A 25,341-nucleotide genomic window follows, 5' to 3' on the forward strand; every position below is an offset into this window, starting at 1 on the left:
TAATTAGCTAAATCCGTGGTATTTGGGGTTTTTTTCATGCAAGCGTATCAGCGCGACTTCATTCGTTTTGCCATTGATCGTGGCGTTTTGCGCTTCGGTGAGTTCACCCTGAAGTCCGGGCGCACCAGTCCTTACTTCTTCAATGCCGGCCTGTTCAACTCGGGTTCTGCCCTGGCGCAGCTGGGGCGTTTCTACGCGGCGGCCATCGTCGAGAGCGGTATTTCGTTCGACGTACTGTTCGGCCCGGCTTACAAAGGCATCCCGTTGGCGGCGACTACCGCCGTGGCGCTGGCCGAACATCATGGTCGTGATCTGCCTTGGTGCTTCAACCGTAAGGAAGCCAAGGCCCACGGCGAAGGCGGCAGTCTGGTCGGCGCGCCATTGACCGGCGACGTGCTGATCATCGACGACGTGATCACCGCAGGCACGGCGATCCGCGAGGTGATGCAGATCATCGCTTCCCAGGAGGGCGCCAAGGCCGCGGGCGTGTTGATCGCCCTGAACCGTCAGGAGCGTGGCAACGGCGAATTGTCGGCCATCCAGGAAGTGGAGCGTGACTTCGGCATCCCGGTGATCAGCATCGTTTCGTTGAATCAGGTGCTCGAGTTCCTGGCGGATGATCCGCAGCTCAAGCAGCATTTGCCTGCCGTAGAAGCGTACCGCGCCCAGTTCGGCGTCTGACGCCAATTCCCTGTGGGAGCGGGCTTGCTCGCGAAGGCGGCGACACAATCAGCATTGATGTCGCCTGATACACCGCTTTCGCGAGCAAGCCCGCTTGTGTCTTGCGCAGGACTTAGACTGAAGATGAGAGCGGTGAGTGGCAAGCTGAACGCCCGGAGTGCTAGCAGCACGTGTGGGAGCCCATGCTGCCATTCACCTCTCCACTCTGGTTATTGAGCCCGAACAGTTGAACGAGCCGACCTCGAACATTACAAGCGTGGAGCCCAACCAGAGCGCTCTCATTTATGAGTGTAAGAGGGTTTAGCCATGTTTTCCTGCGCAGGCATTGATGTTTCCAAAGACAGTCTGGAAGTCTGGATTAATTCGCAAGGCATTGGTGCGAGTTTTCCGAACAGCGCCAGTGGTTTCCCGGTGCTGATTGATTGGTTAAAAGGCTTCGAAGTCACCCGCGTGTTACTGGAAGCCACCGGTGGCTACGAGCGGGGGCCCATGAAGGTGCTTCAAAGGGGCGGCTTTGACGTCTTACGAATCAATCCTCGTCGGGCGAAAGATTTTGCCAAGGCAATGGGTTATCGCGCTAAAACAGACGCGATAGATGCGCGGCTTCTCGCCGAATTTGCAACGATTATAAAGGACGCCGATAGCCGTATCACCAGCGCCGAACAGGACAATTTGCGTGCGCTGGTACAGCAACGCGAAAACTTTGTTCAGCAGCAAAGTGACGACAGGCGGCGTATCAAAACGGCTTCTGTCGACTCGATAAAACCCTTGTTGCAAAGCCATATCGACTATTTAGATCAGGCAATAAAGTCGATAGAACAGCTGATCTGCCAAAGCGCCAAAGACCTGGACAGTGAAAAAATTGCCCGCTTGCGCTCGGTTAAGGGACTAGGGCTCGTGACCGCAGCCAGCATCATGGCCTACCTGCCTGAGCTGGGAGAGGTTGGACGGCACGAGATCGCAGCACTGGCAGGGATCGCCCCTTACAACGACGACAGCGGCAACCACGAAGGGCCTCGTCATATAAGCGGTGGCCGATTTGCCGTGCGACGTGCGATGTACATGGCCAGTTGGGCTGTGATTTTGCGACAACCCGAGTTCAAAGCCCGATATGACGCGCTTCGCCTGAGAGGTAAATGCGCGAAAGTGGCGCTGATCGCCTGCATGCGGGTGTTGTTGATAAGGCTGAACGCGATGATCCGTGACCAAACTGAGTGGAGAGAGCAGGCAGCCTAAACAGACTGCTTGCTCATTTGGGAAATCACATGGTTTGAGACTGTGGAAGTTCGGCTGCCCTTTGATCAAACTTCAAAATAAAAGACATCAAGACAGTTGCTCCCACATTTAATCTCGGGTGTTCACACATAACTGTGTTCACCGCAGATCTACTGTGGGAGCGGGCTTGCTCGCGAAGGCGATTTCGGCAACGCCTCAGCGAAACCGATCAACCTCCTGCCGCAAATCCGCCGCCAGCTTCTCCAGCTCTTTGGCAGTCACAGCCAGGTTCGACACCACTTCGCGCTGCTCACTGTTCGCCAAAGCAATGCTTTGCAGATTGCTGCTGAGCAAGGTCGCGGTGCTGCTTTGCTCTTGGGTCGCGGTGGTGATCGCCGCGAATTGCTGACCAGCCGAGCGGCTTTGTTCATCGATCCGCGCCAGCGCCGAAGCGACGTTGGCGTTGCGCGACAGGCCTTCCTGCATCAGCACGTTGCCCTGCTCCATGGTGCTGATGGCGTTGCCGGTTTCCTGCTGGATGCTTTGGATCATCCCGGAAATTTCGTCGGTGGCTTGGCGAGTACGTGAGGCCAGGTTGCGCACCTCATCGGCCACCACCGCAAACCCACGCCCCTGCTCACCGGCGCGGGCGGCTTCGATGGCGGCGTTGAGCGCCAGCAGGTTGGTTTGCTCGGCGATCGCGGTAATCACCCCGACAATGCCGCCGATTTCCTGGGAGCGCTGCCCCAAGGTATTGATCACCGTTGCGGTGCTGTTCAGTGCACCGGCGATTTGCTCCAAGGACGAGGACGCTTCGTCCATCGACGTACGACCGATCTGGGTTTGCTGTGCGTTTTCCTGCGCCAGACGCTGGGTGTTGCCCATGTTGTCAGCGATGTTCAGCGAAGTAGCGCTGAATTCTTCCACGGCGCCGGCCATGCTGGTGATTTCGCCGGACTGCTGCTCCATCCCTTCATAGGCGCCACCAGACAAACCGGACAACGCCTGAGCCCGACTGTTGACCTCTCCCGAGGCTTTACGGATGTGCTCGACCATGGTCGACAGCGCCTGGCTCATCTGGTTGAAGGCACGGGCAAGTTGGCCGATTTCGTCATTGCTCGACACGTTCAGGCGAACACTCAAATCACCAGCGCCCAAGGCTTCGGCCTGGCGTACCAGGTCACCCAGTGGCGCCAGTTTGCTGCGCAGCAACCAGACCGCCGCACCGACTGCCAGCAACATCGCCAGCAGACTGCCGATCGCCAATTGAATGCCGACGCTCCAGGTCACGGCGCGGATTTCGGTTTTCGGCATGCTCGCCACCACCGACCACGGCCCGCCTTCGAACGGCACGGCAACACTGTAAAAGTCTTGCGACTTGTCGCTCCAGAACTCGCCTTTGCCCGGTGTCTTGGCCAGACCGACGATGCTCGGGGCCGCCTGATCCAGCGCTTGCACACCGGCAATCGGCACCAGCCATTTGCCTTGTTCATCCAGCAACGCCAGGGAGCCGGTCTGGCCGATGCGGAAGCGTTTGAGGTTGGCGAACTGCGCGTTCTGCGCGTCGGTGTAATCGAATCCTACGTACAGCACGGCAATGATCTTACCGCTGCTGTCGCGTACGGGGGTGTACTGCGACATGTAGAAGCGTTCGAAAAGCAACGCTCGACCCACGTAGCTCTGCCCCGCCATCAAACGGGCGTAAGCCGGGTTCGCGTGGTCGAGCTGAGTGCCGATGGCACGGCTGCCATCTTGTTTGCTGACATTCGTGCTGACCCGAATGAACTCCTCACCACTGCGCACGAACACGGTCGCGACGCCTGCGGTCATCTGCTTGAACTCGTCGACTTCCGCGAAGTTGTTGTTCAACACTTCACTGCCCAAGTGCAGGCCCGGTGTCTGCACACCCGCCACGGTCACCGGCTCATCCGGATGCACGCTCAAACCGGCGCTGAAGCGCTTCTCGAACAGGCCGGCCAGGCGCTGGGTGCTTTCACGCAAAGTGCCGTGAAAGGTGCTCAGCTGATCGGCAAGCAAGCGGGCCTCGCTGGCCAAGTGTTCTTCGCGAGTGGCGAGGTTGGCCGAGTCAAGCGAGCGCAACGCAAACACTGTACTGCCACTGATGACAATCGCCAGAATCACGGCAAGCGCAAGACCCAGCTGTGAAGCAATCCGAGCACGAGGTTGAGACATGACAGCTCCTGACCCAGTGGCCGGATCATTTTGATCGCATCGCACACTCGGCAAAATTTCTGATTGTGGGGAAAACATGGAACCTGCACGACGGTGCCATCAGCAGATTTTCGGCGGCAAAGCTGAATACTTGAGTAATTAACGGGGATATGGCTCAAGGCCGCCATTGCGGCGGCTCCATCGATTCAGCCCAGGCGTTCGACATCCGGTAATTCCATGGCCCGGACTTCGCCTTGCAGGAAATCGCTGAGCCGGCGCAAACGCTCACCGCCGGGGCGGGTTTTCGGCCAGACCAGGTAATAATGCTCACCACTGGCGACGGCCGTCGGCCACGGCAAACTCAGACGTCCCTGCGCAACGTCCTCCGCCACCATCAGCAAGTCGCCCATGGACACGCCGTAACCTCGGGCAGCGGCGATCATGCCCAGCTCCAGCGTGTCGAACACCTGCCCGCCCTTGAGCGAGACTTGATCGGTCAGGCCCATGCGCTCCAGCCAGTTGCGCCAGTCACGACGGTCCGGCGTCGGGTGCAGCAGCTCGGTGCTGGCCAGGCGCGTAACGTCCCACGGTTGGTCCTTCAGAAGATTCGGCGCGCCCACCGGAATCAGCTCTTCGGGGAACAGCAAAGTCGCCTCCCAGTCCGGTGGAAAATGCCCGTTGCTGAGGATGACGGCGCAGTCGAAGGGTTCGTGGTTGAAGTCCACCGTATCGATGTCCATCCAGGCGCTGGTCAGTTGCACCTCGTTCCCCGGCCGCAGGTGGCGAAAACGACTGAGCCGCGCCAACAGCCAACGCATGGTCAGGGTCGACGGGGCTTTCATGCGCAGGATGTCGTCCTCGGCGCGCAAGGTATTGCAGGCCCGCTCAAGGGCGGTGAAGCCTTCGCGAATGCCCGGCAGGATCAGCCGCGCCGATTCGGTCAGTTGCAGATTGCGCCCGCTGCGATGAAACAGCCGACAGGCGAAATGCTCTTCGAGCGTACGAATGTGCCGACTGACCGCACTTTGCGTGATCGACAGTTCTTCGGCGGCGCGGGTAAACGAGCTATGCCGCGCCGCCGCTTCGAATGCTCGAAGGGCATACAAGGGAGGAAGACGACGAGACATCAGGAAAGCTCCTATAACGCGATTGCACCAACTTATCAGAAACTCCACAGCATGAGTTTTAATCATGCCACCCATCCTTTTTATCCCTTTGTGAAAACCCCGCAGAGCGCCGAGAATCGACGCTTCCTGTTCTCTCTGACACTCGAGCGTGATGACCATGCAGCATCCAGCGCGTATTGAACTCTGGGCCATCCTGCGGCTGGCGGGGCCGTTGATAGCCTCGCAGTTGGCGCACATGTTGATGGTCCTCACCGACACGTTGATGATGGCGCGCCTGAGCCCCGAAGCACTGGCCGGCGGCGGTCTGGGCGCAGCGACGTATTCGTTCGTGTCGATTTTCTGCATCGGCGTGATCGCCGCCGTCGGCACCCTGGTGGCGATCCGTCAGGGCGCGGGCGATATCATTGGCGCGGCGCGGCTGACCCAGGCCGGGTTGTGGCTGGCCTGGTTGATGGCGCTGGTGGCGGGTTTGTTGCTGTGGAACCTGAAACCGGTGTTGCTGCTGTTCGGCCAGACCGAAACCAACGTCCTGGCTGCCGGCCAGTTTCTGTTGATCCTGCCGTTCGCCCTGCCCGGCTACCTGAGCTTCATGGCGCTGCGCGGCTTCACCAGCGCCATCGGCCGGGCGACGCCGGTGATGGTCATCAGCCTCGCCGGCACCGTGGCCAACTTCCTGCTCAACTATGCGTTGATCACCGGCCTGTTCGGTCTGCCGAAAATGGGCCTCGTGGGCATCGGTCTGGTCACGGCGATCGTGGCCAACCTCATGGCACTGGCGCTCGCGTTGCATATTCGTCGGCATCCGGCCTACGACGCCTATCCGTTGCGTCAGGGTCTGTCGCAGCCCAACCGTCAGTATTTGAAGGAATTGTGGCGCCTGGGCCTGCCGATTGGCGGGACCTATGCGGTGGAAGTCGGTCTGTTTGCCTTCGCCGCGCTGTGCATGGGCACCATGGGCAGTACGCAACTGGCGGCGCACCAGATCGCCCTGCAAATCGTCTCGGTGGCGTTCATGATTCCAGCAGGGCTTTCCTACGCAATCACCATGCGCATCGGCCAGCATTACGGCGCCGGGCAATTGCTCGATGCACGTCGGGCCGGACGGGTCGGGATCGCCTTCGGCGCTGCGTCGATGCTGGGGTTTGCCATGGTCTTCTGGCTGTTGCCGAATCAGTTGATCGGCTTGTTCCTGGACCACAACGACCCGGCGTTCCGCGAAGTCATCAACCTGGCCGTGAGCTTGCTGGCGGTGGCGGCGTGGTTCGAGCTGTTCGACGGCACGCAAACCATCGCCATGGGCTGCATCCGCGGGCTCAAGGATGCCAAGACCACGTTCCTGGTGGGTTTGGGTTGCTACTGGTTGATCGGTGCACCGGCCGCTTGGTGGATGGCCTTCCATTTGGATTGGGGGCCGACGGGGGTCTGGTGGGGCCTGGCGCTGGGGCTGGCGTGTGCAGCGGTGAGTCTGACGCTGGCGTTTGAGTGGAAGATGAAGCGGATGATTCGGCGTGAGCCGGCGTCAGAGCAGAATTTCCAGGTCGCTCAGCCTGACTGAGATCCCTGTAGATACTCTGTTCACGGTCAAGCTTTTAGCAGATGTTTTTCGCTGAAAAGCTTGGCCGTATCGAAATCCTCTCCAGCACGTATGCAGGCCCACAAGCCTGTCAGGTATTTGCGCATAACCGCGCAGATGGCCTGCATTTTTCGTTTTCCACGACCGACTAGCACGTCGTAAAAAGCCTTCACATAAGGATCGCAACGGATCGCTGACATGGCAGGCATGAACATCGCCGAGCGCAGGTAGGCGTTGCCACCCTTGCTCAGGCGCCCGGGTTTGTCGATGCTCGTTCCAGACTGGGTCAGTCGCACGTCCAGCCCTGCATAACGACTGATCTGCGGGGATTTGAGTGTCACTGGCAGGGTCGTCAGTTCAGCCAGCACTGCAAATGTCGAGACCTCACCCATTCCGGGTGCAGCCACCATGTGATCAACTGCTCCTGCAAATTGGACAGCTAGCGATGATGTCTCGCCCGGCTCGCCTAAACCGTTCGATGCGCCTGCCGAACATCGCAATAGCTTCTTCTCCTCATCCTCAATCAGCATCGCTGAAGTTGTTTCGGTCGCTTGAAGGGCATGCAGCTCATTCTTCGCTCGGGTGCAGTGGCAGGTCAGACGGTTGATATGCCGGCCAATGGCACGCAACTCAAGCTGGGCGGGCTTGGAGGAGTCCACAAGCGAGGCGTCATGCGTTCGCCGTACTCCGCTAGCAACTGGGCGTCGATGGCGTCCGTTTTACTGTGTTGAAGCATCAGTCTTGCAAAATTGCGGGAGCTTTTCGGGTTGATCACAGAAACCGGCAAGCCTGCAGTGCTTAACTCCAGGGCCAGATCAGGTAATAAATCCCGGTGGCTTCCATGACCACAGAAAGCGGTTTGAGTGCTATCAGCTTTTTCACGGCAGCCTTGCGCCCCTTGGGCGTTTGAGCGATATCCCACGAGCCAGCTGCACGGCCTTTGTCACGCCATCCCATTGCTGTGGTGCGAGAACCAACATCCAATCCGACGTGTACACTCATGCTTTCCACTCCAAGGAAACTGGGTGAAGATGGCTCCTGGTTCCCCCGACCTCGAACTTCATGCCACTGCAACCTTGTAATGCGAAGTCCGACTTGTCGGCTTCTCGATACTCTTCGTGGTGGGCAATGAGGCGGGGGGGCCTCTCTACAGACAAGGTCAGGAGCAAATCCTGCCTTCAGGAGCGATCGGCCTCCCCCAGAAACACATCTTTGAGACAACACCGAGGAGCTTAGCTGCTCTCGCCGGGTGTTCGGCCAACATACAAGGAGCGAGGCTGTGTGGCGAGGGAGCTTGCTCCCGCTGGGTCGCGAAGCGGCCCCAAAAGCTTTGCGACTGCTTCGCAGCCGAGCGGAAGCAAGCTCCCTCGCCACAAAAGCACCCACAGTTGTTTGTGGTTAGCTCACGACTTCCAGTGCAGGCTGCTGGTTGCTGCCGAACGTCAAGTACTCAACCAACTCCGCCAACGGCAACGGCTTGCTGATCAGATACCCCTGCACTTGGTCACAACCAAACCCGCGCAACAAATCCAGCTGCTCCGGTGTTTCCACACCTTCGGCAACCACCTCGAGGTTGAGGTTGTGCGCCAGGTTGATCATCGCGTGCACCAGTTTGCGATTCTCTTCCCGCTCTTCCATGCCGCCGACAAAGCTCTTGTCGACCTTCAACAACGCAATCGGCAGGCTGTTGAGGTGCACAAACGAAGAGAACCCGGTGCCGAAATCGTCCAGCGAAAAGCGCACACCCAAACGCCCGAGGGCGTCCATGGTCTGCTTGACCAGATCGCTGCGACGCATCACTGCGGTTTCGGTCAGTTCGAATTCCAGCCATTGCGCCTCGACGCCACGCTCGGCAATCAGCCGGCTCAGGGTCGACAGCAACTGGCTGTCCTGAAACTGCCGGAACGACAGGTTGATCGCCATGTGCAGCGCCGGCAGACCTCGTTCGCGCAGCGCTTGCATGTCTCGCAGAGCCCGGGAAATCACCCAGTAACCCAGCGGCACGATCAAGCCGCTTTGCTCGGCCAGCGGCACGAATTCGCTGGGGGGCAGCAAACCGCGTTCGCCATGACGCCAGCGCACCAAGGCTTCGAGGCCAACGATCTGGCCGTCCTCAAGGTTCAGGCGTGGCTGGTAATGCAATTCCAGCTCATCGCGGCGCAAGGCCCGGCGCAGCTCGCTTTCGAGGTCGGCGATGCTACGGGCATTGCGATTGATTCGTTCGTTGAAGATGTGAAAGGTGCAGCCTTGAGTGCTCTTGGCCTGCTGCATGGCGATGTGCGCGTGCCACATCAACGGGTCGGCACCGGCCTGCGCTCGTGCGTGAGCGATGCCAAGGCTGGAACCAATCAACAGGCTTTCGCCATCGATCCAATAGGGTTCGGACAGGGCTTCAGTAATGCGTTCGGCCATCCATTCGGCGCGCTGAGGGGCGCGGCGGGTGTCGATCAGCAGGGCGAATTCATCGCTGCCCAGCCGCGCCAGTTGATCGCTGGCCTCCAGCTGGCTTTTCAGCCGTGAGACCACCTGCAGGATCAACCGGTCGCCGGCCTGATGGCCGAGGGCGTCGTTGGCGTGTCGAAAGTTGTCGAGGTCGAGGTGACCGAGGGCCAGGCCGCGGCCGTCGCTTTCCGCCAGACGCGCCGCCAGCAAGGTCTGGAAACCCTGACGGTTGGCGATGCCGGTCAACGGGTCCTGCTCGGCCAGGCGCTGCAAGGTGTTTTCCAGCACGCCGCGCTCGCGCACATGACGCAGACAGCGGCGCAACATGCCGGGATCCAGCAAATTGCGCACCAGCCAGTCGCTCACCCCATCGGGCGGCGCCAGCGGCTCGTGTTCGAGCAGCAACACCGTCGGCAGAGTGCAACGGCCGGGCGCCGGTTGCAGAGCAGGAATCGTCAACAACACCGCACTGCGGTTGTCATCGAACAGGTTGCTGACTGACTCCCAGCTCGGCGCGCTGAGCAGCACAGCCGAACTCCCCATCGGAGCCAGACACTCGCGCAACAACGCTGCCCACGCCGGCTCTTCAGCCAGTAGCAGCAAACGCAAGGGTTCGACAGGCGTAGACAAGCTAGCTCCCTAGACTCTGCAAAGATGTAGGCGGCGGGCATTATGCCGCGCAGATAACCAATGACCAAATGACATCGGTTATCAAACACGGCTTTTGTGTCTTGAATACGAACATTAGACGCAAATTCACTACGCATCCTGCGTGAAAGTAGCAAAACCGGCAAATAGAGATAGCGTGTTGCGTCACAAGTCGGAGAGAGCAGCACAATTCGCTGAGCCTGTTAAAATGCCGGCCCATTTCGCTAATGACTCCCTGATTTCGTATGTCCCGACTCAATCCCCGGCAGCAAGAAGCCGTGAGCTACGTCGGCGGCCCTCTTTTGGTGCTCGCCGGCGCAGGCTCCGGCAAGACCAGCGTGATCACCCGCAAAATTGCGCATCTGATCCAGAGCTGCGGCATCCGCGCCCAGTACATCGTCGCCATGACCTTTACCAACAAGGCCGCGCGGGAGATGAAGGAACGGGTCGGCACGCTGCTCAAGGGCGGCGAAGGCCGCGGCCTGACGGTCTGTACCTTCCACAACCTGGGCCTGAACATCATCCGCAAGGAACATGTGCGGCTGGGATACAAACCGGGCTTCTCGATCTTCGACGAGACCGATGTAAAAGCCCTGATGACCGACATCATGCAGAAGGAATACTCGGGCGACGACGGCGTCGACGAGATCAAGAACATGATCGGCTCGTGGAAAAACGACCTGATCCTGCCGCCCGAAGCCCTGGAAAACGCGCGCAATCCCAAAGAACAGACCGCCGCCATCGTCTACACCCATTACCAGCGCACGCTCAAGGCGTTCAACGCGGTGGACTTCGACGACCTGATCCTGCTGCCGGTAAAACTGTTCCAGGAACACGACGATATCCTGGAAAAATGGCAGAACAAGGTCCGCTACCTGTTGGTGGACGAATACCAGGACACCAACGCCAGCCAGTATTTGCTGGTAAAACTGCTGATCGGCAAACGCAACCAGTTCACCGTGGTGGGCGACGACGACCAGTCGATCTACGCCTGGCGCGGCGCTCGCCCGGAAAACCTGATGCTGCTCAAGGACGACTATCCGTCCCTGAAAGTGGTGATGCTGGAGCAAAACTACCGCTCCACCAGCCGTATCCTCCGTTGCGCCAACGTGCTGATCTCCAACAACCCGCACGAGTTCGAAAAACAACTGTGGAGTGAGATGGGCCACGGCGACGAAATCCGCGTGATCCGTTGCCGCAACGAAGACGCCGAAGCCGAACGCGTGGCCGTGGAAATCCTCAGCCTGCACTTGCGCACCGACCGCCCCTACAGCGATTTCGCGATTCTGTATCGCGGCAACTACCAGGCCAAGCTGATCGAGCTGAAGCTGCAGCATCACCAGGTGCCTTACCGGCTTTCCGGCGGCAACAGCTTTTTCGGACGTCAGGAAGTGAAAGACCTGATGGCCTACTTCCGGCTGATCGTGAACCCGGACGACGACAACGCCTTCCTGCGGGTGATCAACGTCCCACGCCGGGAGATCGGTTCGACCACGCTGGAGAAGCTGGGCAACTACGCCACCGAGCGAAAAATCTCGATGTACGCCGCCACCGATGAAATCGGCCTGGGCGAGCATCTGGACAGCCGCTTCACCGATCGCCTGTCGCGCTTCAAGCGCTTCATGGACAAGGTCCGCGAGCAGTGCGCCGGCGAAGACCCGATCTCCGCCCTGCGCAGCATGGTCATGGACATCGACTACGAGAACTGGCTGCGCACCAACAGCTCCAGCGACAAGGCCGCCGATTACCGCATGGGTAACGTCTGGTTCCTGATCGAGGCGTTGAAGAACACGCTGGAGAAAGACGAAGAAGGCGAGATGACCGTCGAGGACGCCATCGGCAAACTCGTCCTGCGCGACATGCTGGAGCGTCAGCAAGAAGAGGAAGACGGCGCCGAAGGCGTGCAGATGATGACCTTGCACGCCTCCAAGGGTCTCGAATTTCCCTACGTGTTCATCATGGGCATGGAAGAGGAAATTCTCCCGCACCGCTCCAGCATCGAAGCCGACACCATCGAAGAGGAACGCCGCCTGGCCTACGTCGGGATTACCCGGGCGCGTCAGACGCTGGCGTTCACCTTCGCCGCCAAGCGTAAGCAATACGGCGAGATCATCGACTGCGCGCCCAGCCGCTTCCTCGATGAACTGCCGCCGGACGACCTGGCCTGGGAAGGCAACGACGACACCCCGACCGAAGTCAAAGCGGTTCGCGGCAACAGCGCATTGGCGGATATACGCGCGATGTTAAAGCGCTAGAATTGAGCACTTTTTAGTCGATGCATTTTTTAACCGAACACTTTTTACAAGCTAGGCGCACACGGCGCCAGTAGAGGAAAGCTTCATGGAAGCACTGCACAAGAAAATTCGCGAAGAAGGCATCGTGCTTTCCGACCAGGTCCTGAAAGTCGACGCCTTTCTGAACCACCAGATCGACCCGGCCCTGATGAAGCTGATCGGCGACGAATTCGCCACGCTGTTCAAGGACTCGGGCATCACCAAGATCGTCACCATCGAAGCCTCGGGCATTGCCCCGGCAATCATGACCGGCCTGAACCTTGGCGTACCGGTGATTTTTGCCCGCAAGCATCAGTCCCTGACCCTGACTGAAAACCTGCTGTCGGCGACCGTTTACTCGTTCACCAAGCAGACCGAAAGCACGGTGGCGATCTCCCCGCGCCACCTGACCAGCAGCGACCGCGTATTGATCATCGACGACTTCCTGGCTAACGGTAAGGCCTCTCAAGCGCTGATCTCGATCATCAAACAGGCCGGCGCGACCGTTGCAGGCTTGGGTATTGTGATCGAGAAATCGTTTCAGGGCGGTCGTGCGGAACTGGATGCCCAGGGTTATCGGGTTGAATCGTTGGCTCGCGTTCAGTCGCTGGCTGGCGGTGTCGTGACCTTCATCGAATAAACCTCCCGCAATGATCGTTCCCACGCTCCGCGTGGGAATGCTTCAAGGGACGCTCCGCGTTCCGGCTTTCGAATGGGACGCAGAGCGTCCCGGGCTGCATTCCCACGCAGAGCGTGGGAACGATCAACCGCCACACCGCAAAACCGGTGTGGGAGCGAGCAAGCCCGCACACATTTGGTCTCCGCTGGCCGTTACAAAGTGGTGGCTTTGAGGCCGGTCAGTAGTAACCGCTGAAACAAATCCTCTTTCAACCCCTCCGGCTTCGTCAGCTGCATCCGCTCCAGATGCACCGGAAACTCCGAAGCCGCTGGCGCATCCAGCGCAGCCTTGCCCAGTTCCAGAATCTCCGTGAGCTTGAACTTGCTCTTCAACCAGTTCAGCGCCCGCAATAAGTCCCGTTCCTCAGCGGTGAAATCACAGCCCAGCGGATATTCCGGAAACAGATTCGAATGCCGCGCCTGAATGGCCTGCAAACGCTGTGGGCTGTTGTCGGCGAAACGCGGATCGAGTCGGAAATGCTTCGGCAACTTGCCAACGCTCTGCGCCTGCTCGATCAGCCCCGACTGGAAACGTGAGTCGCTGATATTGAGCAACGCTTCGATCACCGCAGCGTCAGTCTTACCGCGCAAATCGGCGATGCCGTACTCGGTGACGACGATGTCTCGCAGGTGCCGTGGGATCGTGCAGTGACCGTATTCCCAGACAATGTTCGAACTGACTTCACCGCCCGACTCACGCCAACTGCGCAGCAGCAGAATCGAACGCGCGCCTTCCAGCGCATGGCCCTGGACGACAAAGTTGTATTGCCCGCCGACACCGCTCAGCACCCGTCCGTCTTCGAGTTGATCGGCCACGCCGGCGCCGAGCAGGGTCATGGTGAAGACTGTGTTGATGAAGCGCGCATCGAGGCGCTGCAAGCGTTTGAGTTCTTCCTGACCGTAGAGCTCGTTGATGTAGCTGATGCGGGTCATGTTGAATTCGAGCCGTTTGCCTTGGGGCATCTCCCGCAGGCGTTCATAGAAACTTCGCGGCCCGAGGAAAAACCCGCCATGCACCGAAATGCCGTCAGTCTGCGCGGCCTCGTCCAGTGTCCCGGCATTCGCCTGCTGCTGGGTTGGCACGTCCGGGTAGACCTTGCGCCGCACGATCCCGGCGTCGGCCAACACCAGCAAGCCGTTGACGAACATTTCGCTGCAACCGTAAAGGCCCTTGGCGAACGGTTCGATACCTCCTTCACGCTCAATCAACTGCGCCCACTGGCTGAGATTCAGATCTGCCAGCAACGCCTTGTAACCGTCACTGTCAGCTTGCCGCGCCAGCAACGCTGCCGTCAGGGCATCACCCATGGCGCCGATGCCAATCTGCAAGGTGCCGCCATCGCACACCAGCGTGCTGGCGTGCAGGCCGATGAAGTGATCCTGGAAACCCACCGGCATGTTCGGCGTGGAAAACAGCGTGGTGCTGTCCTTCGCGTCAATCAGCAGATCGAAGGTGTCGATGCCGATTTCCGCGTCCCCCGGCATGTACGGCAACTCGTTGTGCACTTGCCCCACCAGCAGGATCGTTTCCCCCGCGGCGCGGCGTTTGGCGATCATCGGAAACAGGTCGAGGGTGATGTCCGGGTTGCAGCTCAGGCTCAGGCTCAGGCGATCGGGATGCTCGGCATGGCTGGCCACCAGTTGCGCGACCAGGTTCAAGCCAGCGGCATTGATGTCCCGGGCGGCATGGCTGTAATTGCTGCTGACGTAATCCTGTTGGGCCGATGCGCTGTTAAGCAGGCTGCCTGGCTGCAGGAAGAATTGATGGACGTGAATGTTAGCGGGCAGGCTGTCGCGATGCAGGTCGGCGAGGAACTCCAGCTCCGGATAATCGCCGAACACCCGCTCAATGAAGGGTTCGAGGAAGCGCTTTTGCAAGCCATCGCCCAATGGCGGGCGTCCGAGGCACAGGGCGGTGTAAATCGTCAGTTGCCGCTCGGGCAGTTGCGCGATCCGTTGATACAGCGCGTTGACGAAATGATTGGGCTTGCCCAGCCCAAGCGGCAGACCCATGTGGATATGCGCAGGTAACCGGGCCAACACATCATCGACCGCTTGCTCGATAGAACACAGCTGCACCATCCGATTCTCCCTTACATTCCGTGAATTGGGCCTGGACCGAGCTTGCCGGGTCTTTGCCGCAAAGAATAGCCTCGGGGAAAAATCGCAGGCACAAAAAAGCCGCTCGAAAGCGGCTTTTCGTTGAAGACGGGCTTATTTCAGGCCGGACATCTTCTGGATGGCGCCCTTGAGATCGTCATCAGAGCAGTCGGCGCAGGTGCCTTTTGGTGGCATCGCATTGATGCCAGAGATTGCTTTGGCCAGCAAGCCGTCAAGGCCGCCCTCTTTCTTGGCGCGCTCGCCCCAGGCCGCGGCATCACCGATTTTCGGCGCGCCCAATACACCAGCGGTGTGGCAAGCGCCGCAATGTTTTGCAATCACCGAGTCAGGGGTTTTGGCATCACCACCACCCGCAGAAGCAGCGACTTCCATTCCCTTGCACTCTTTGCCCTGCACACAGACCTGGCCGACAGGTTCAAGACGTTTAGCAATATCGTCGTTGGTCGCTGCTTGTGCGCTGACTGCCCAAAGGGCCAATACGGTTGCTGGTACGGCCAGCATTTTCATAATTAGATTCACGCGTTCACCCTCAATGGTGGCTAGTCACGCCCACGGCCACGGTTCGCAGGCGGGCGCAAGTATAGCGGTAAGCCCGCCACACTGAAACAACCCCAAAGTCGAAGGGGTCTTGTCGTGGAATGGGAATACGGCATGGGCGTCTCCACAATCCGGGCAGGACGCCTCTTCTCTTAAAAATTCGCTGGGGTAGCTGCGCTGATTAGTCGCGCCGGGGTATCGAACGGATTACGGAAGCGGTGCGGCTTGGTACTTTCAAAGTAGTAGCTATCACCGGCTTCGAGCACAAATGTTTCGAGCCCGACCACCAGTTCCAGCCGCCCTTCCACCAGTATCCCGGTTTCCTCACCCTCATGGGTGAGCATCTCGTCACCGGTATCGGCGCCTGGCGGGTAGATTTCGTTGAGGAACGCGATAGCCCGGCTCGGGTGAGCCCGACCGACCAGTTTCATGGTCACTGCCCCATCGGAAATATCGATCAGCTCGTGGGCTTTGTAGACGATCTGAGTCGGTTTTTCCTGCAGGATTTCTTCGGAAAAGAACTCGACCATGGACATGGGAATCCCGCCCAGTACCTTCCTCAGCGAACTGATCGAGGGGCTGACGCTGTTCTTCTCGATCATCGAAATGGTGCTGTTGGTAACACCCGCGCGTTTGGCGAGCTCACGCTGGGAAAGACCTTTGAGCTTACGGATCGATTGCAGTCGTTCACCGACGTCCAATGCTTGCGCCTCCAGGGATTCAGGTTGCAGGAATATTGAGCGTTATCATGGCGACAGCGTTCAGTATTTACAACACTTGGGCCTGAATCCAGCCTGGCGAAGCGACTTTCGGTCGGGAGCGCTGTTTGTCAGGCCCCGGAATAGAGCAGCGGTACCCGACGCAGGTTGCAGAATATCTGATAAGGAATCGTGTCGGCGGCGGTCGCGACGTCACTGGCGAGGATATTTTTGCCCCACAACTCCACGGGCGAACCAAGGCCGGCTTGCGGTACGTCGGTCAGGTCGACGCAGAGCATGTCCATCGATACCCGCCCCAGCAACTGACTGCGCTGCCCGGCCACCAGCACCGGCGTGCCGCTCGGTGCCTGACGCGGATAACCGTCGGCGTACCCCATCGCCACCACGCCCACACGCATCGGTTTGGGGGTAATGAATTTCGCGCCATAACCAATCGGCTCGCCGGCCGGCAGTTCACGCACGCAAATCACTTTCGATTCCAGGGTCATCACCGGTTGCAGGCGGGACGCCACGGCATTGGCCTCTTCGAACGGCGTCGCGCCATAGAGCATGATGCCCGGGCGCACCCAATCGCTCGGAATCTGCGGCCAACCGAGCACCGCCGGCGAGTTACGCAGGCTGATTTCGGCCGCCAACCCCTGCCGCGCCGCCTCGAACACCGCGACCTGCTCGGTGCTGGTCTGGCAATGCAGCTCATCGGCGCGGGCGAAGTGACTCATCAACACGATCTTCGCCACTTTGCCGCTGGCCAGCAGCCGTTGATAGGCCGCCTGATAATCCGCCGGGTGCAAGCCAACCCGATGCATGCCCGAGTCGAGCTTGAGCCATACCGTGATCGGTTTGCTCAGCGCGGCTTGTTCGATGGCTTCGAGCTGCCACAGCGAATGCACCACGCACCAGAAGTCGTGCTCGACGATCAGCGCCAGCTCATCGGCTTCGAAAAAACCTTCCAGCAGCAACACCGGCGCACGAATGCCGGCGGCGCGCAGCTCCAACGCTTCTTCGATGCACGCCACGGCAAACCCGTCCGCCTCGGCTTCCAGCGCCTGGGCGCAGCGTACCGCGCCATGACCATAGGCATCGGCCTTGATCACCGCGAGGGCACGGGCCCCCGTGACTTCACGAGCGATCCGGTAGTTGTGGCGCAGGGCTTGAAGGTCGATCAGGGCACGGGCTGGACGCATGGCGGCAGACTTCTAGTCGGTCATTTGAAAAAAACCGGCGCTGGCTGACAGCGTGAACCGCCAACAGCGCCGGGAGAGGGATCTTTCTGGCTGAGCGTTATGGCAGCGCGGCAACAACCGACAGCTCGACCAGGATTTGCGGTTCGCACAGCTTCGATTCGACCGTCGCGCGAGCCGGGGCGACGCCTTTTGGCAGCCACTGGTCCCACACCGAATTCATGCCTGCGAAGTGCGCATCGATGTCTTTCAGGTAAATCGTCACCGACAGCAGACGGTTCTTGTCGGTCCCGGCCAGATCCAGCAAGCGCTCGATGTTGGCGAGGGTTTCACGGGTCTGCTGTTCAATCCCGGCGCTCATGTCATCGCCGACCTGCCCTGCCAGATACACGGTACTGTTGTGGACAACGATCTGGCTCATACGCTCATTGGTGAGCTGGCGCTGGATTGACATGTTTTGCGGACTCCTGAAATTTGTTGCCATAACGGGAAATATCGAGGCCTTCGGCGCTGATCTGTGGCGTTCTTTTCGCCATCAGGTCAGCCAGCAAACGACCGGAGCCACAGGCCATGGTCCAGCCGAGTGTGCCGTGGCCCGTGTTCAAGAACAGGTTTTTGAATGGCGTGGCACCGACAATCGGCGTGCCATCCGGGGTGGTCGGACGCAGGCCGGTCCAGAAACTCGCCTCGGCGAGATTGCCGCCCTGAGGATAAAGGTCGTTGACGATCATCTCCAGGGTTTCGCGTCGACGCGGGTTCAACGACAGGTCAAAACCGGCTATTTCCGCCATGCCACCAACGCGGATGCGGTTGTCGAAACGAGTGATCGCGACCTTGTAGGTCTCGTCGAGAATGGTCGACGTCGGGGCCATCGCCGGGTTGATGATCGGCACGGTCAGCGAGTAACCCTTGAGTGGGTACACCGGGGCCTTAATGCCCAACGGCTTGAGCAATTGCGGCGAGTAACTGCCCAGCGCCAGCACGTAGCGGTCGGCGGTTTCCAGCTTGCCGTCGATCCACACGCCGTTGATGCGATCACCGGCGAAGTCGAGGCGCTGAATGTCCTGGCCGAAACGGAATTCCACACCCAGTTTCGTAGCCATTTCGGCCAGGCGGGTGGTGAATATCTGGCAGTCGCCGGTCTGGTCGTTTGGCAGGCGCAAGGCACCGGCGAGGATGTCGGTGACACTGGCCAGGGCCGGTTCGACCCGGGCAATACCGGCGCGATCGAGCAGTTCGAACGGCACGCCGGACTCTTTCAGCACGGCGATGTCTTTGGCGGCGCCATCGAGCTGCGCCTGGGTGCGGAACAGTTGGGTAGTTCCGAGGCTGCGGCCTTCGTAGGCAATGCCGGTTTCGGCGCGTAATTCGTCGAGGCAGTCACGGCTGTACTCTGACAGGCGCACCATGCGCTCCTTGTTCACCGCGTAACGACTGGCGGTGCAGTTGCGCAACATCTGCGCCATCCACAGGTATTGGTCGATGTCGGCGGTGGCCTTGATCGCCAATGGCGCGTGACGCTGCAACAGCCACTTGATGGCTTTGAGCGGCACGCCCGGCGCGGCCCACGGCGAGGCATAACCCGGCGAAACCTGCCCGGCGTTGGCGAAACTGGTTTCCATGGCCGGCGCTGGCTGACGGTCCACGACCGTCACTTCAAAGCCGGCTCGTGCCAGATAATAGGCACTGGCGGTACCGATGACGCCGCTACCCAAGACCAGAACGCGCATTTTCATATCCCTCATCGCGGCTTACCGCTGACGTTTATTGTGCAGACCGAAGATGTGGGCAGTTTAAAAAAGATTAGCCAGTGCTTTTCACTATATAAGTGCCTATATTTGGCGACAATTCTCGGCAAAAACCCTTTTCACGGAGGCGCATCCCCTATGCGGACCAACACACAGACCAAACGTGAGCTGGACAAGATCGACCGCAACATCCTGCGGATCCTGCAAGCGGACGGGCGCATTTCCTTCACCGAACTGGGGGAAAAGGTCGGCCTCTCCACCACGCCCTGCACCGAGCGGGTACGGCGCCTGGAGCGCGAAGGGATCATCATGGGCTATAACGCCCGCCTGAACCCGCAGCACCTCAAGGGTAGCCTGCTGGTGTTCGTCGAGATCAGCCTCGACTACAAATCCGGCGATACTTTCGAAGAGTTCCGACGCGCGGTGCTGAAACTGCCCCACGTACTGGAATGCCATTTGGTGTCAGGGGACTTCGATTACCTGGTGAAAGCACGGATTTCCGAGATGGCCTCGTACCGCAAGCTGCTGGGCGACATCCTGCTCAAGCTGCCGCATGTGCGCGAATCCAAGAGCTATATCGTGATGGAAGAAGTGAAAGAGAGCTTGAACCTGCCGATTCCGGATTGAGGCTTTGTGGTGCATGTCCGGGCCCCATCGCGGGCAAGCCCGCTCCCACAGGTGTTGCGCCGATCTTGTGGGAGCGGGCTTGCCCGCGATGGGGTCGACTCAGTGAGTCTGACTTACGCAACAGTCAGACCAACACCTGTCGGGTAGAAGCCATGTACTCATGAATCTGCTTCTCGACCCGCGGATGGATCAGTTCCACCGGTCGCCGCCCGTTGGGGCATGGCAACGTCTTGGTGGTGCCGAACAGCCGACAGATCAACGGTCGTTCGTCATATACCGTGCAGCCGTTGGGGCCCAGATGGACGCAGTTGAGTTCATCCATCGCCGCATCCTGCTCGGCCCGGGTCTTGCGCGGCAGGCGGGACATTTCTTCGGGCGAGGTGGTCACCGGCCCACAGCAGTCATGGCAGCCGGGCACGCACTCGAAAGAGGGAATCTGCTGGCGCAGCGTGCGAATTTTCTGACTGTTGCAACTCATCGAAGCGGTGACCGAATGCGAAATAGACCGGGATTCTGACGCAAAAACCCCGATCCAGACAGCATCGACCGACCGGTGTTGCCCGGGTCCGAAGCGGCGGCTTATGCTCCGTCAACTTTTTCAAACACACGAACTCAGGATGACGCACATGAACGCCCCCGTTCAGCAACCTGCCCCGAGCCATCAACACGCGGCCTCTTATTACGCCGCCAGCAGCCTGCCGCAGCCCGATCTTGCGGTGCTCACAGGTGAGCTGGTTGCGGACGTGTGCGTGGTGGGAGGCGGGTTCTCCGGGCTGAACACCGCCCTCGAATTGGCCGAGCGAGGCTTGCGCGTGGTGTTGCTGGAAGCGCACAAGATTGGTTGGGGCGCCAGCGGACGCAATGGCGGGCAATTGATTCGCGGCGTCGGACATGGCCTCGACCAGTTCGCCAACGTGATCGGCGTCGACGGTGTGCGTCAGATGAAACTGATGGGCCTGGAAGCGGTGGAAATCGTCCGACAGCGGATCGAGCGTTTTCAGATCCCTTGCGACCTGACCTGGGGCTACTGCGACCTCGCCAACAAAGCTCACGACCTGGAAGGCTTCGCCGAAGACGCCACCGAGCTGCGCAGCCTCGGTTACCGTTACGAAACCCGTTTGCTGCAAGCCAATGAAATGCACAGCGTGGTGGGTTCCGATCGCTATGTCGGTGGCTTGATCGACATGGGCTCCGGGCATCTGCACCCCTTGAACCTGGCACTCGGCGAAGCGGCCGCCGCCCGGCAATTGGGCGCGAAGCTATTTGAGCAATCGGCAGTGACCCGTATTGATTACGGCCCCGAGGTCAAGGTACACACCGCCCAGGGCTCGGTTCGCGCGAAGACGCTGGTACTGGGTTGCAACGCCTACCTCAACGATCTCAATCCGCAACTCGGCGGCAAGGTGCTGCCCGCCGGCAGTTACATCATCGCCACGCAACCCTTGAGCGAAGAACAGGCCCACGCGCTGTTGCCGCAAAACATGGCGGTCTGCGATCAACGGGTGGCGCTGGATTACTACCGACTCTCGGCGGACCGACGCTTGCTGTTCGGCGGCGCCTGCCATTATTCAGGACGCGACCCGAAAGACATCGCCACGTACATGCGACCGAAGATGCTGGCGGTGTTCCCACAACTGGCCGGGGTGAAAATCGACTATCAATGGGGTGGGATGATTGGCATCGGCGCCAATCGCCTGCCGCAGATCGGCCGGCTCAAGGAACAGCCGAATGTGTATTACGCCCAGGCCTATTCCGGCCATGGGGTGAACGCCACGCATCTGGCGGGCAAGTTGTTGGCTGAGGCCATCAGCGGTCAGCAGAGTGGAGGGTTCGATCTGTTTGCCAAGGTGCCGCATATCACGTTCCCCGGCGGCAAACATTTGCGTTCGCCGTTGTTGGCGTTGGGGATGCTTTGGCATCGGATGAAGGAGTTGGTCTGATCGGTTAGTTGGCGTTCTTACGGGCCTCATCGCGGGCAAGCCCGCTCCCACAATGGTCGCTGGTATTCACAAGAATTGTGTTCACCGCCAATCCCTGTGGGAGCGGGCTTGCCCGCGATGAGGCCCGTAAGAGCGCCCTGGAACTCAAATCCGCCAAAACGATTTAAGCCCCTCCTCCAACGCCTGCTCCCGACTCAGCCCTACATCCCTCAACTGCTCCGGTGTCAGCGTCAGCAACGCCTTGCGCGTGTGCAGACGATGCCAGAACAGGCCCCAGCGACCCAGGCCAGACGGTGCGTTGCGCATGACCGCCTCGCGTGCGCCGTTTTTTTGCCCTGCCGCCAGTTCCTGACTGTGTAACGTCAGCCGCACATCGCTCAAGCCGTTCATTTTCGTCGCTCCTGTTTACTTGGGTAGCCAGAGCTTTCATGATGCGCGGACGGCAAAAAGCATTACAGATTCAACGATGGTGTATTAATTCCATACAGATTTTCCGTTTCAGCCTCTGAATCACATATTTTTGCCCCATCTGTACTGGTTAACCCAATCACCCATACCGAGACTGCGTCATGACCCTTTACGTCAACCTCGCCGAATTGCTCGGCACGCGTATCGAACAGGGCTTCTATCGCCCCGGCGACCGGTTGCCCTCGGTGCGGGCGCTGAGTGTCGAACACGGGGTCAGCCTGAGCACAGTGCAGCAGGCCTATCGAGTGCTGGAAGACGTTGGTCTGGCGATGCCCAAACCCAAGTCCGGCTACTTCGTGCCCGTGAGTCGCGAACTGCCAGAGTTGCCAGTGGTTGGCCGGCCGGCCCAGCGACCGGTGGATATTTCGCAGTGGGATCAGGTGCTGGAACTGATCCGCGCCGTACCGCGCAAGGACGTCGTGCAACTGGGTCGCGGCATGCCGGACATCACCACGCCGACCATGAAACCGCTGCTGCGCAACCTGGCGCGAATCAGCCGTCGTCAGGACATGCCCGGCCTGTATTACGACAACATCTACGGCACCCTTGAATTGCGTGAGCAAATCGCTCGCCTGATGCTCGATTCCGGCTGCCAGTTGAGCGCCAACGATCTGGTGGTCACTACCGGTTGCCATGAAGCGCTGTCCACCAGCATCCGCGCCATCTGCGAGCCGGGTGATATCGTCGCCGTGGATTCGCCAAGCTTTCACGGCGCCATGCAGACGCTCAAGGGCCTGGGCATGAAAGCCCTGGAAATCCCCACCGACCCGCTCACCGGCATCAGCCTCGATGCTTTGGAACTGGCGTTGGAGCAATGGCCGATCAAAGCCATACAGTTGACCCCCAACTGCAACAACCCGCTGGGCTACATCATGCCGGAGTCGCGCAAACGTGCGCTGTTGACGCTCGCACAGCGTTTCGACGTGGCGATTATCGAGGACGATGTGTATGGCGAGCTGGCCTACACCTACCCGCGCCCGCGCACGATCAAATCCTTCGACGAAGACGGCCGCGTCCTGCTCTGCAGTTCTTTTTCCAAGACCCTGGCACCGGGCCTGCGCATTGGTTGGGTCGCACCGGGCCGTTATCTGGAACGGGTGCTGCACATGAAGTACATCAGCACCGGCTCCACCGCGCCGCAACCGCAAATTGCGATTGCCGAATTTCTCAAGGCCGGGCACTTCGAACCACATTTGCGGCGGATGCGCACGCAATACCAGCGCAATCGCGACGCGATGATCGACTGGGTGACCCGCTATTTCCCCGTCGGCACCCGAGCCAGCCGTCCGCAAGGCAGCTTCATGCTGTGGGTTGAACTGCCGGAGGGCTTCGACACCCTGAAACTCAATCGGGCGCTGCATGATCAAGGCGTACAGATTGCTGTCGGCAGTATCTTTTCCGCCTCGGGCAAGTACCGCAATTGCCTGCGGATGAACTACGCTGCCAAAACAACCCCGCAGATCGAAGAAGCAGTACGAAAGGTCGGTGCGACAGCGATCAAACTGCTGGCGGAAACCGACTGACCTTTCTTCGGGGTGCGGCGTCCATATGCTAACCGCCACCACCCGGAATACGCTCCGTGAGAATCAGACAGCCCCTGCTTGCTCTTCTGTTACTCGCCTCGTTCCTGGGTGGCTGTACAACACTCAATGTCCCTCGCGAACCGAGTCAGGCCCTGCCGGCGGCCAATTCGGCGTTCGGCCGTTCGATCCAGGCACAGGCTGCCCCCCATCAGGGCCAATCGGGCTTTCGCCTGCTCTCCGATAGCGCCGAGGCCTTCACCGTTCGTGCCGAGCTGATTCGCAACGCCCAAAGCAGCCTCGATCTGCAGTACTACATCGTCCATGACGGCATCAGCACACGAATACTGGTGAGCGAGCTGCTCAAGGCCGCCGACCGCGGCGTGCGGGTGCGGATTCTGCTCGACGACACCACCAGCGATGGTCTGGACCGGATCATCGCGACTCTCGCCGCGCATCCGAAGATTCAGATCCGCGTATTCAATCCGCTGCACCTGGGCCGCAGCACCGTCGTTACGCGAACCATGGGCCGGTTCTTCAACCTGTCGCAGCAACATCGGCGCATGCATAACAAACTGTGGGTCGCGGACAACAGCGCGGCGATCGTTGGCGGGCGCAACCTGGGGGACGAATATTTCGATGCCGAACCCAACCTCAATTTCACCGACATCGACATGCTCAGTGTCGGCCCGGTTGCAGAGCAGTTGGGGCACAGCTTCGACCAGTACTGGAACAGCGCCTTGAGCAAGCCGATCGAGCAGTTTCTCTCGACCAAGCCGACAGCCAGGGATCTGAAAAACACCCGGACCCGACTGGACGAATCCCTGGAGGAAACGCGCAAACAGAATCACGCGCTCTATCAACAGCTGATGGCCTACACCACTCACCCGCGCCTGGATGTCTGGCGCCGGGAACTGATCTGGGCGTGGAACCAGGCGCTGTGGGACGCACCGAGCAAGGTACTGTCCAAGGGCGAGCCGGCTCCGCACTTGCAACTGACCACCCAGTTGGCGCCCGAGCTCAATGGGGTCAGCAAGGAGCTGATCATGGTCTCGGCTTACATCGTGCCCGGCGAACCGGGGCTGGTGTACCTGACCGGTCGCGCCGATGCCGGCGTGTCGGTGAGTTTGCTGACCAACTCACTGGAAGCCACCGATGTACCGGCCACACATGGTGGTTACGCACCCTATCGCAAAGCCTTGCTGGAGCACGGCGTGCAACTGTTCGAATTACGCCGCCAGCCCGGCGACAACGGTGACAGCGGCAGCGGACCGAGACTGTTTCACAGCAGGAGCAGCTCCTACCAAAGCTCCGACTCCAGCCTGCACAGCAAGGCGATGATTTTCGACCGACAGAAAGCCTTCATCGGCTCGTTCAATTTCGACCCTCGCTCGGTACTGTGGAACACCGAAGTCGGGGTACTGGTGGACAACCCACAGCTCGCCGGGCGGGTGCGCGAACTGGCACTGGAGGGCATGGCGCCCGCCCTCAGCTATCAGGCCCGGCTGGAGAAGGGTCAGATCGTCTGGGTCACCGAAGATGACGGCAAGCAGCACACATTGACCAAAGAACCGGGAGGTTGGTGGCGACACTTCAATTCATGGCTCAGCAGCATGGTTGGCCTAGAGAAGATGCTGTAGTCAGGAGTCTGGTGATCAATTGTGGCGAGCT

Annotated in this window: 22 protein-coding genes; 9 read left to right on the top strand and 13 right to left on the bottom strand. The window is 59.8% G+C overall.

Translation table 11 applies throughout. The annotated features are described in order from the left end of the window. Nucleotides 1-36: 36 nt before the first annotated feature. Entirely contained in the window at nucleotides 37-681 is a 645-nt protein-coding gene (pyrE, locus tag PSH88_RS00920) for an orotate phosphoribosyltransferase (RefSeq protein ID WP_095633618.1), read from the top strand. Nucleotides 682-987: 306 nt separating this feature from the next. Continuing rightward, nucleotides 988-1,917, top strand: a complete 930-nt coding sequence (locus tag PSH88_RS00925; protein ID WP_305421584.1) for a transposase — start codon at nucleotides 988-990, stop codon at nucleotides 1,915-1,917. A gap of 195 nt (nucleotides 1,918-2,112) precedes the next feature. Here PSH88_RS00925 and PSH88_RS00930 read toward each other — a convergent pair whose 3' ends face one another. Both PSH88_RS00930 and PSH88_RS00935 read right to left on the bottom strand, forming a co-directional pair. Next, on the bottom strand, nucleotides 2,113-4,089 hold the full coding sequence (locus PSH88_RS00930) for a methyl-accepting chemotaxis protein (protein WP_305424527.1): 1,977 nt from the start codon (nucleotides 4,087-4,089) through the stop codon (nucleotides 2,113-2,115). Nucleotides 4,090-4,274: 185 nt separating this feature from the next. Next, nucleotides 4,275-5,195 (bottom strand): LysR substrate-binding domain-containing protein, encoded by a 921-nt coding sequence (locus PSH88_RS00935; RefSeq protein ID WP_305424528.1) that lies wholly within the window; start codon nucleotides 5,193-5,195, stop codon nucleotides 4,275-4,277. A 157-nt stretch (nucleotides 5,196-5,352) separates the two neighbouring features. Between PSH88_RS00935 and PSH88_RS00940 the strand changes: the two genes are divergently transcribed. Continuing rightward, the gene (locus PSH88_RS00940; RefSeq protein ID WP_305424529.1) at nucleotides 5,353-6,750 is read left to right on the top strand and encodes a NorM family multidrug efflux MATE transporter; all 1,398 of its coding nucleotides are present in this window, start codon (nucleotides 5,353-5,355) and stop codon (nucleotides 6,748-6,750) included. A gap of 26 nt (nucleotides 6,751-6,776) precedes the next feature. Here the strand turns inward: PSH88_RS00940 and PSH88_RS00945 are convergent, their stop codons facing one another. From PSH88_RS00945 to PSH88_RS00955, 3 genes are all read right to left on the bottom strand, one after another. Next, on the bottom strand, nucleotides 6,777-7,427 hold the full coding sequence (locus PSH88_RS00945) for a transposase (RefSeq protein ID WP_305483452.1): 651 nt from the start codon (nucleotides 7,425-7,427) through the stop codon (nucleotides 6,777-6,779). Beyond that, entirely contained in the window at nucleotides 7,364-7,690 is a 327-nt protein-coding gene (locus tag PSH88_RS30665; protein ID WP_488803599.1) for an IS110 family transposase, read from the bottom strand. The genes PSH88_RS00945 and PSH88_RS30665 overlap by 64 nt, the downstream gene beginning before the upstream one ends. A gap of 476 nt (nucleotides 7,691-8,166) precedes the next feature. Next, entirely contained in the window at nucleotides 8,167-9,840 is a 1,674-nt protein-coding gene (locus tag PSH88_RS00955; RefSeq protein ID WP_305424531.1) for a putative bifunctional diguanylate cyclase/phosphodiesterase, read from the bottom strand. Nucleotides 9,841-10,103: 263 nt separating this feature from the next. Between PSH88_RS00955 and rep the strand changes: the two genes are divergently transcribed. Beyond that, on the top strand, nucleotides 10,104-12,113 hold the full coding sequence (gene rep / locus PSH88_RS00960; protein WP_305483453.1) for a DNA helicase Rep: 2,010 nt from the start codon (nucleotides 10,104-10,106) through the stop codon (nucleotides 12,111-12,113). A gap of 85 nt (nucleotides 12,114-12,198) precedes the next feature. Continuing rightward, entirely contained in the window at nucleotides 12,199-12,771 is a 573-nt protein-coding gene (locus PSH88_RS00965) for a xanthine phosphoribosyltransferase (protein ID WP_020799401.1), read from the top strand. Nucleotides 12,772-12,962: 191 nt separating this feature from the next. Here PSH88_RS00965 and PSH88_RS00970 read toward each other — a convergent pair whose 3' ends face one another. The 6 genes from PSH88_RS00970 to dadA form a co-directional block, all read right to left on the bottom strand. Beyond that, complete coding sequence (locus PSH88_RS00970; RefSeq protein WP_305424533.1) at nucleotides 12,963-14,891, bottom strand: acetyl-CoA hydrolase/transferase C-terminal domain-containing protein; 1,929 nt, start codon at nucleotides 14,889-14,891, stop codon at nucleotides 12,963-12,965. Nucleotides 14,892-15,023: 132 nt separating this feature from the next. Then, nucleotides 15,024-15,449, bottom strand: a complete 426-nt coding sequence (locus PSH88_RS00975) for a c-type cytochrome (RefSeq protein ID WP_305424534.1) — start codon at nucleotides 15,447-15,449, stop codon at nucleotides 15,024-15,026. A 170-nt stretch (nucleotides 15,450-15,619) separates the two neighbouring features. Next, nucleotides 15,620-16,168: a cupin domain-containing protein gene (locus PSH88_RS00980; protein WP_305424535.1), complete on the bottom strand. Its 549-nt coding sequence runs from the start codon at nucleotides 16,166-16,168 to the stop codon at nucleotides 15,620-15,622. A 128-nt stretch (nucleotides 16,169-16,296) separates the two neighbouring features. Next, on the bottom strand, nucleotides 16,297-17,370 hold the full coding sequence (gene alr / locus PSH88_RS00985) for an alanine racemase (protein WP_305424536.1): 1,074 nt from the start codon (nucleotides 17,368-17,370) through the stop codon (nucleotides 16,297-16,299). A 97-nt stretch (nucleotides 17,371-17,467) separates the two neighbouring features. Then, complete coding sequence (locus PSH88_RS00990) at nucleotides 17,468-17,821, bottom strand: RidA family protein (RefSeq protein WP_007894740.1); 354 nt, start codon at nucleotides 17,819-17,821, stop codon at nucleotides 17,468-17,470. Next, nucleotides 17,793-19,097, bottom strand: a complete 1,305-nt coding sequence (gene dadA, locus PSH88_RS00995) for a D-amino acid dehydrogenase (RefSeq protein ID WP_305424537.1) — start codon at nucleotides 19,095-19,097, stop codon at nucleotides 17,793-17,795. The genes PSH88_RS00990 and dadA overlap by 29 nt, the downstream gene beginning before the upstream one ends. Before the next feature lie 156 nt (nucleotides 19,098-19,253). Between dadA and PSH88_RS01000 the strand changes: the two genes are divergently transcribed. Continuing rightward, on the top strand, nucleotides 19,254-19,742 hold the full coding sequence (locus PSH88_RS01000) for an Lrp/AsnC ligand binding domain-containing protein (protein WP_003206849.1): 489 nt from the start codon (nucleotides 19,254-19,256) through the stop codon (nucleotides 19,740-19,742). Between the two features lie 124 nt (nucleotides 19,743-19,866). On the opposite strand, the gene PSH88_RS01005 is transcribed toward PSH88_RS01000, so the two are convergent. After that, nucleotides 19,867-20,220 carry a YkgJ family cysteine cluster protein gene (locus tag PSH88_RS01005; protein WP_007894729.1) on the bottom strand — a complete coding sequence of 118 codons (354 nt, stop codon included), beginning with the start codon at nucleotides 20,218-20,220 and terminating at the stop codon, nucleotides 19,867-19,869. A gap of 148 nt (nucleotides 20,221-20,368) precedes the next feature. Between PSH88_RS01005 and PSH88_RS01010 the strand changes: the two genes are divergently transcribed. Beyond that, a complete protein-coding gene (locus PSH88_RS01010; protein WP_305424538.1) occupies nucleotides 20,369-21,682 on the top strand; it encodes an NAD(P)/FAD-dependent oxidoreductase in 1,314 nt (437 codons plus the stop codon). Nucleotides 21,683-21,826: 144 nt separating this feature from the next. Here PSH88_RS01010 and PSH88_RS01015 read toward each other — a convergent pair whose 3' ends face one another. Beyond that, nucleotides 21,827-22,072 (bottom strand): DUF1127 domain-containing protein, encoded by a 246-nt coding sequence (locus PSH88_RS01015; protein ID WP_305424540.1) that lies wholly within the window; start codon nucleotides 22,070-22,072, stop codon nucleotides 21,827-21,829. A gap of 179 nt (nucleotides 22,073-22,251) precedes the next feature. Between PSH88_RS01015 and PSH88_RS01020 the strand changes: the two genes are divergently transcribed. Both PSH88_RS01020 and PSH88_RS01025 read left to right on the top strand, forming a co-directional pair. Continuing rightward, complete coding sequence (locus tag PSH88_RS01020) at nucleotides 22,252-23,673, top strand: aminotransferase-like domain-containing protein (protein ID WP_305424541.1); 1,422 nt, start codon at nucleotides 22,252-22,254, stop codon at nucleotides 23,671-23,673. Between the two features lie 56 nt (nucleotides 23,674-23,729). After that, a complete protein-coding gene (locus PSH88_RS01025; RefSeq protein WP_305424542.1) occupies nucleotides 23,730-25,310 on the top strand; it encodes a phospholipase D family protein in 1,581 nt (526 codons plus the stop codon). Nucleotides 25,311-25,341: the final 31 nt, after the last annotated feature.

This window comes from Pseudomonas wuhanensis (assembly GCF_030687395.1).
In the GTDB taxonomy this organism is placed as follows: Bacteria; Pseudomonadota; Gammaproteobacteria; order Pseudomonadales; family Pseudomonadaceae; genus Aquipseudomonas; species Aquipseudomonas wuhanensis.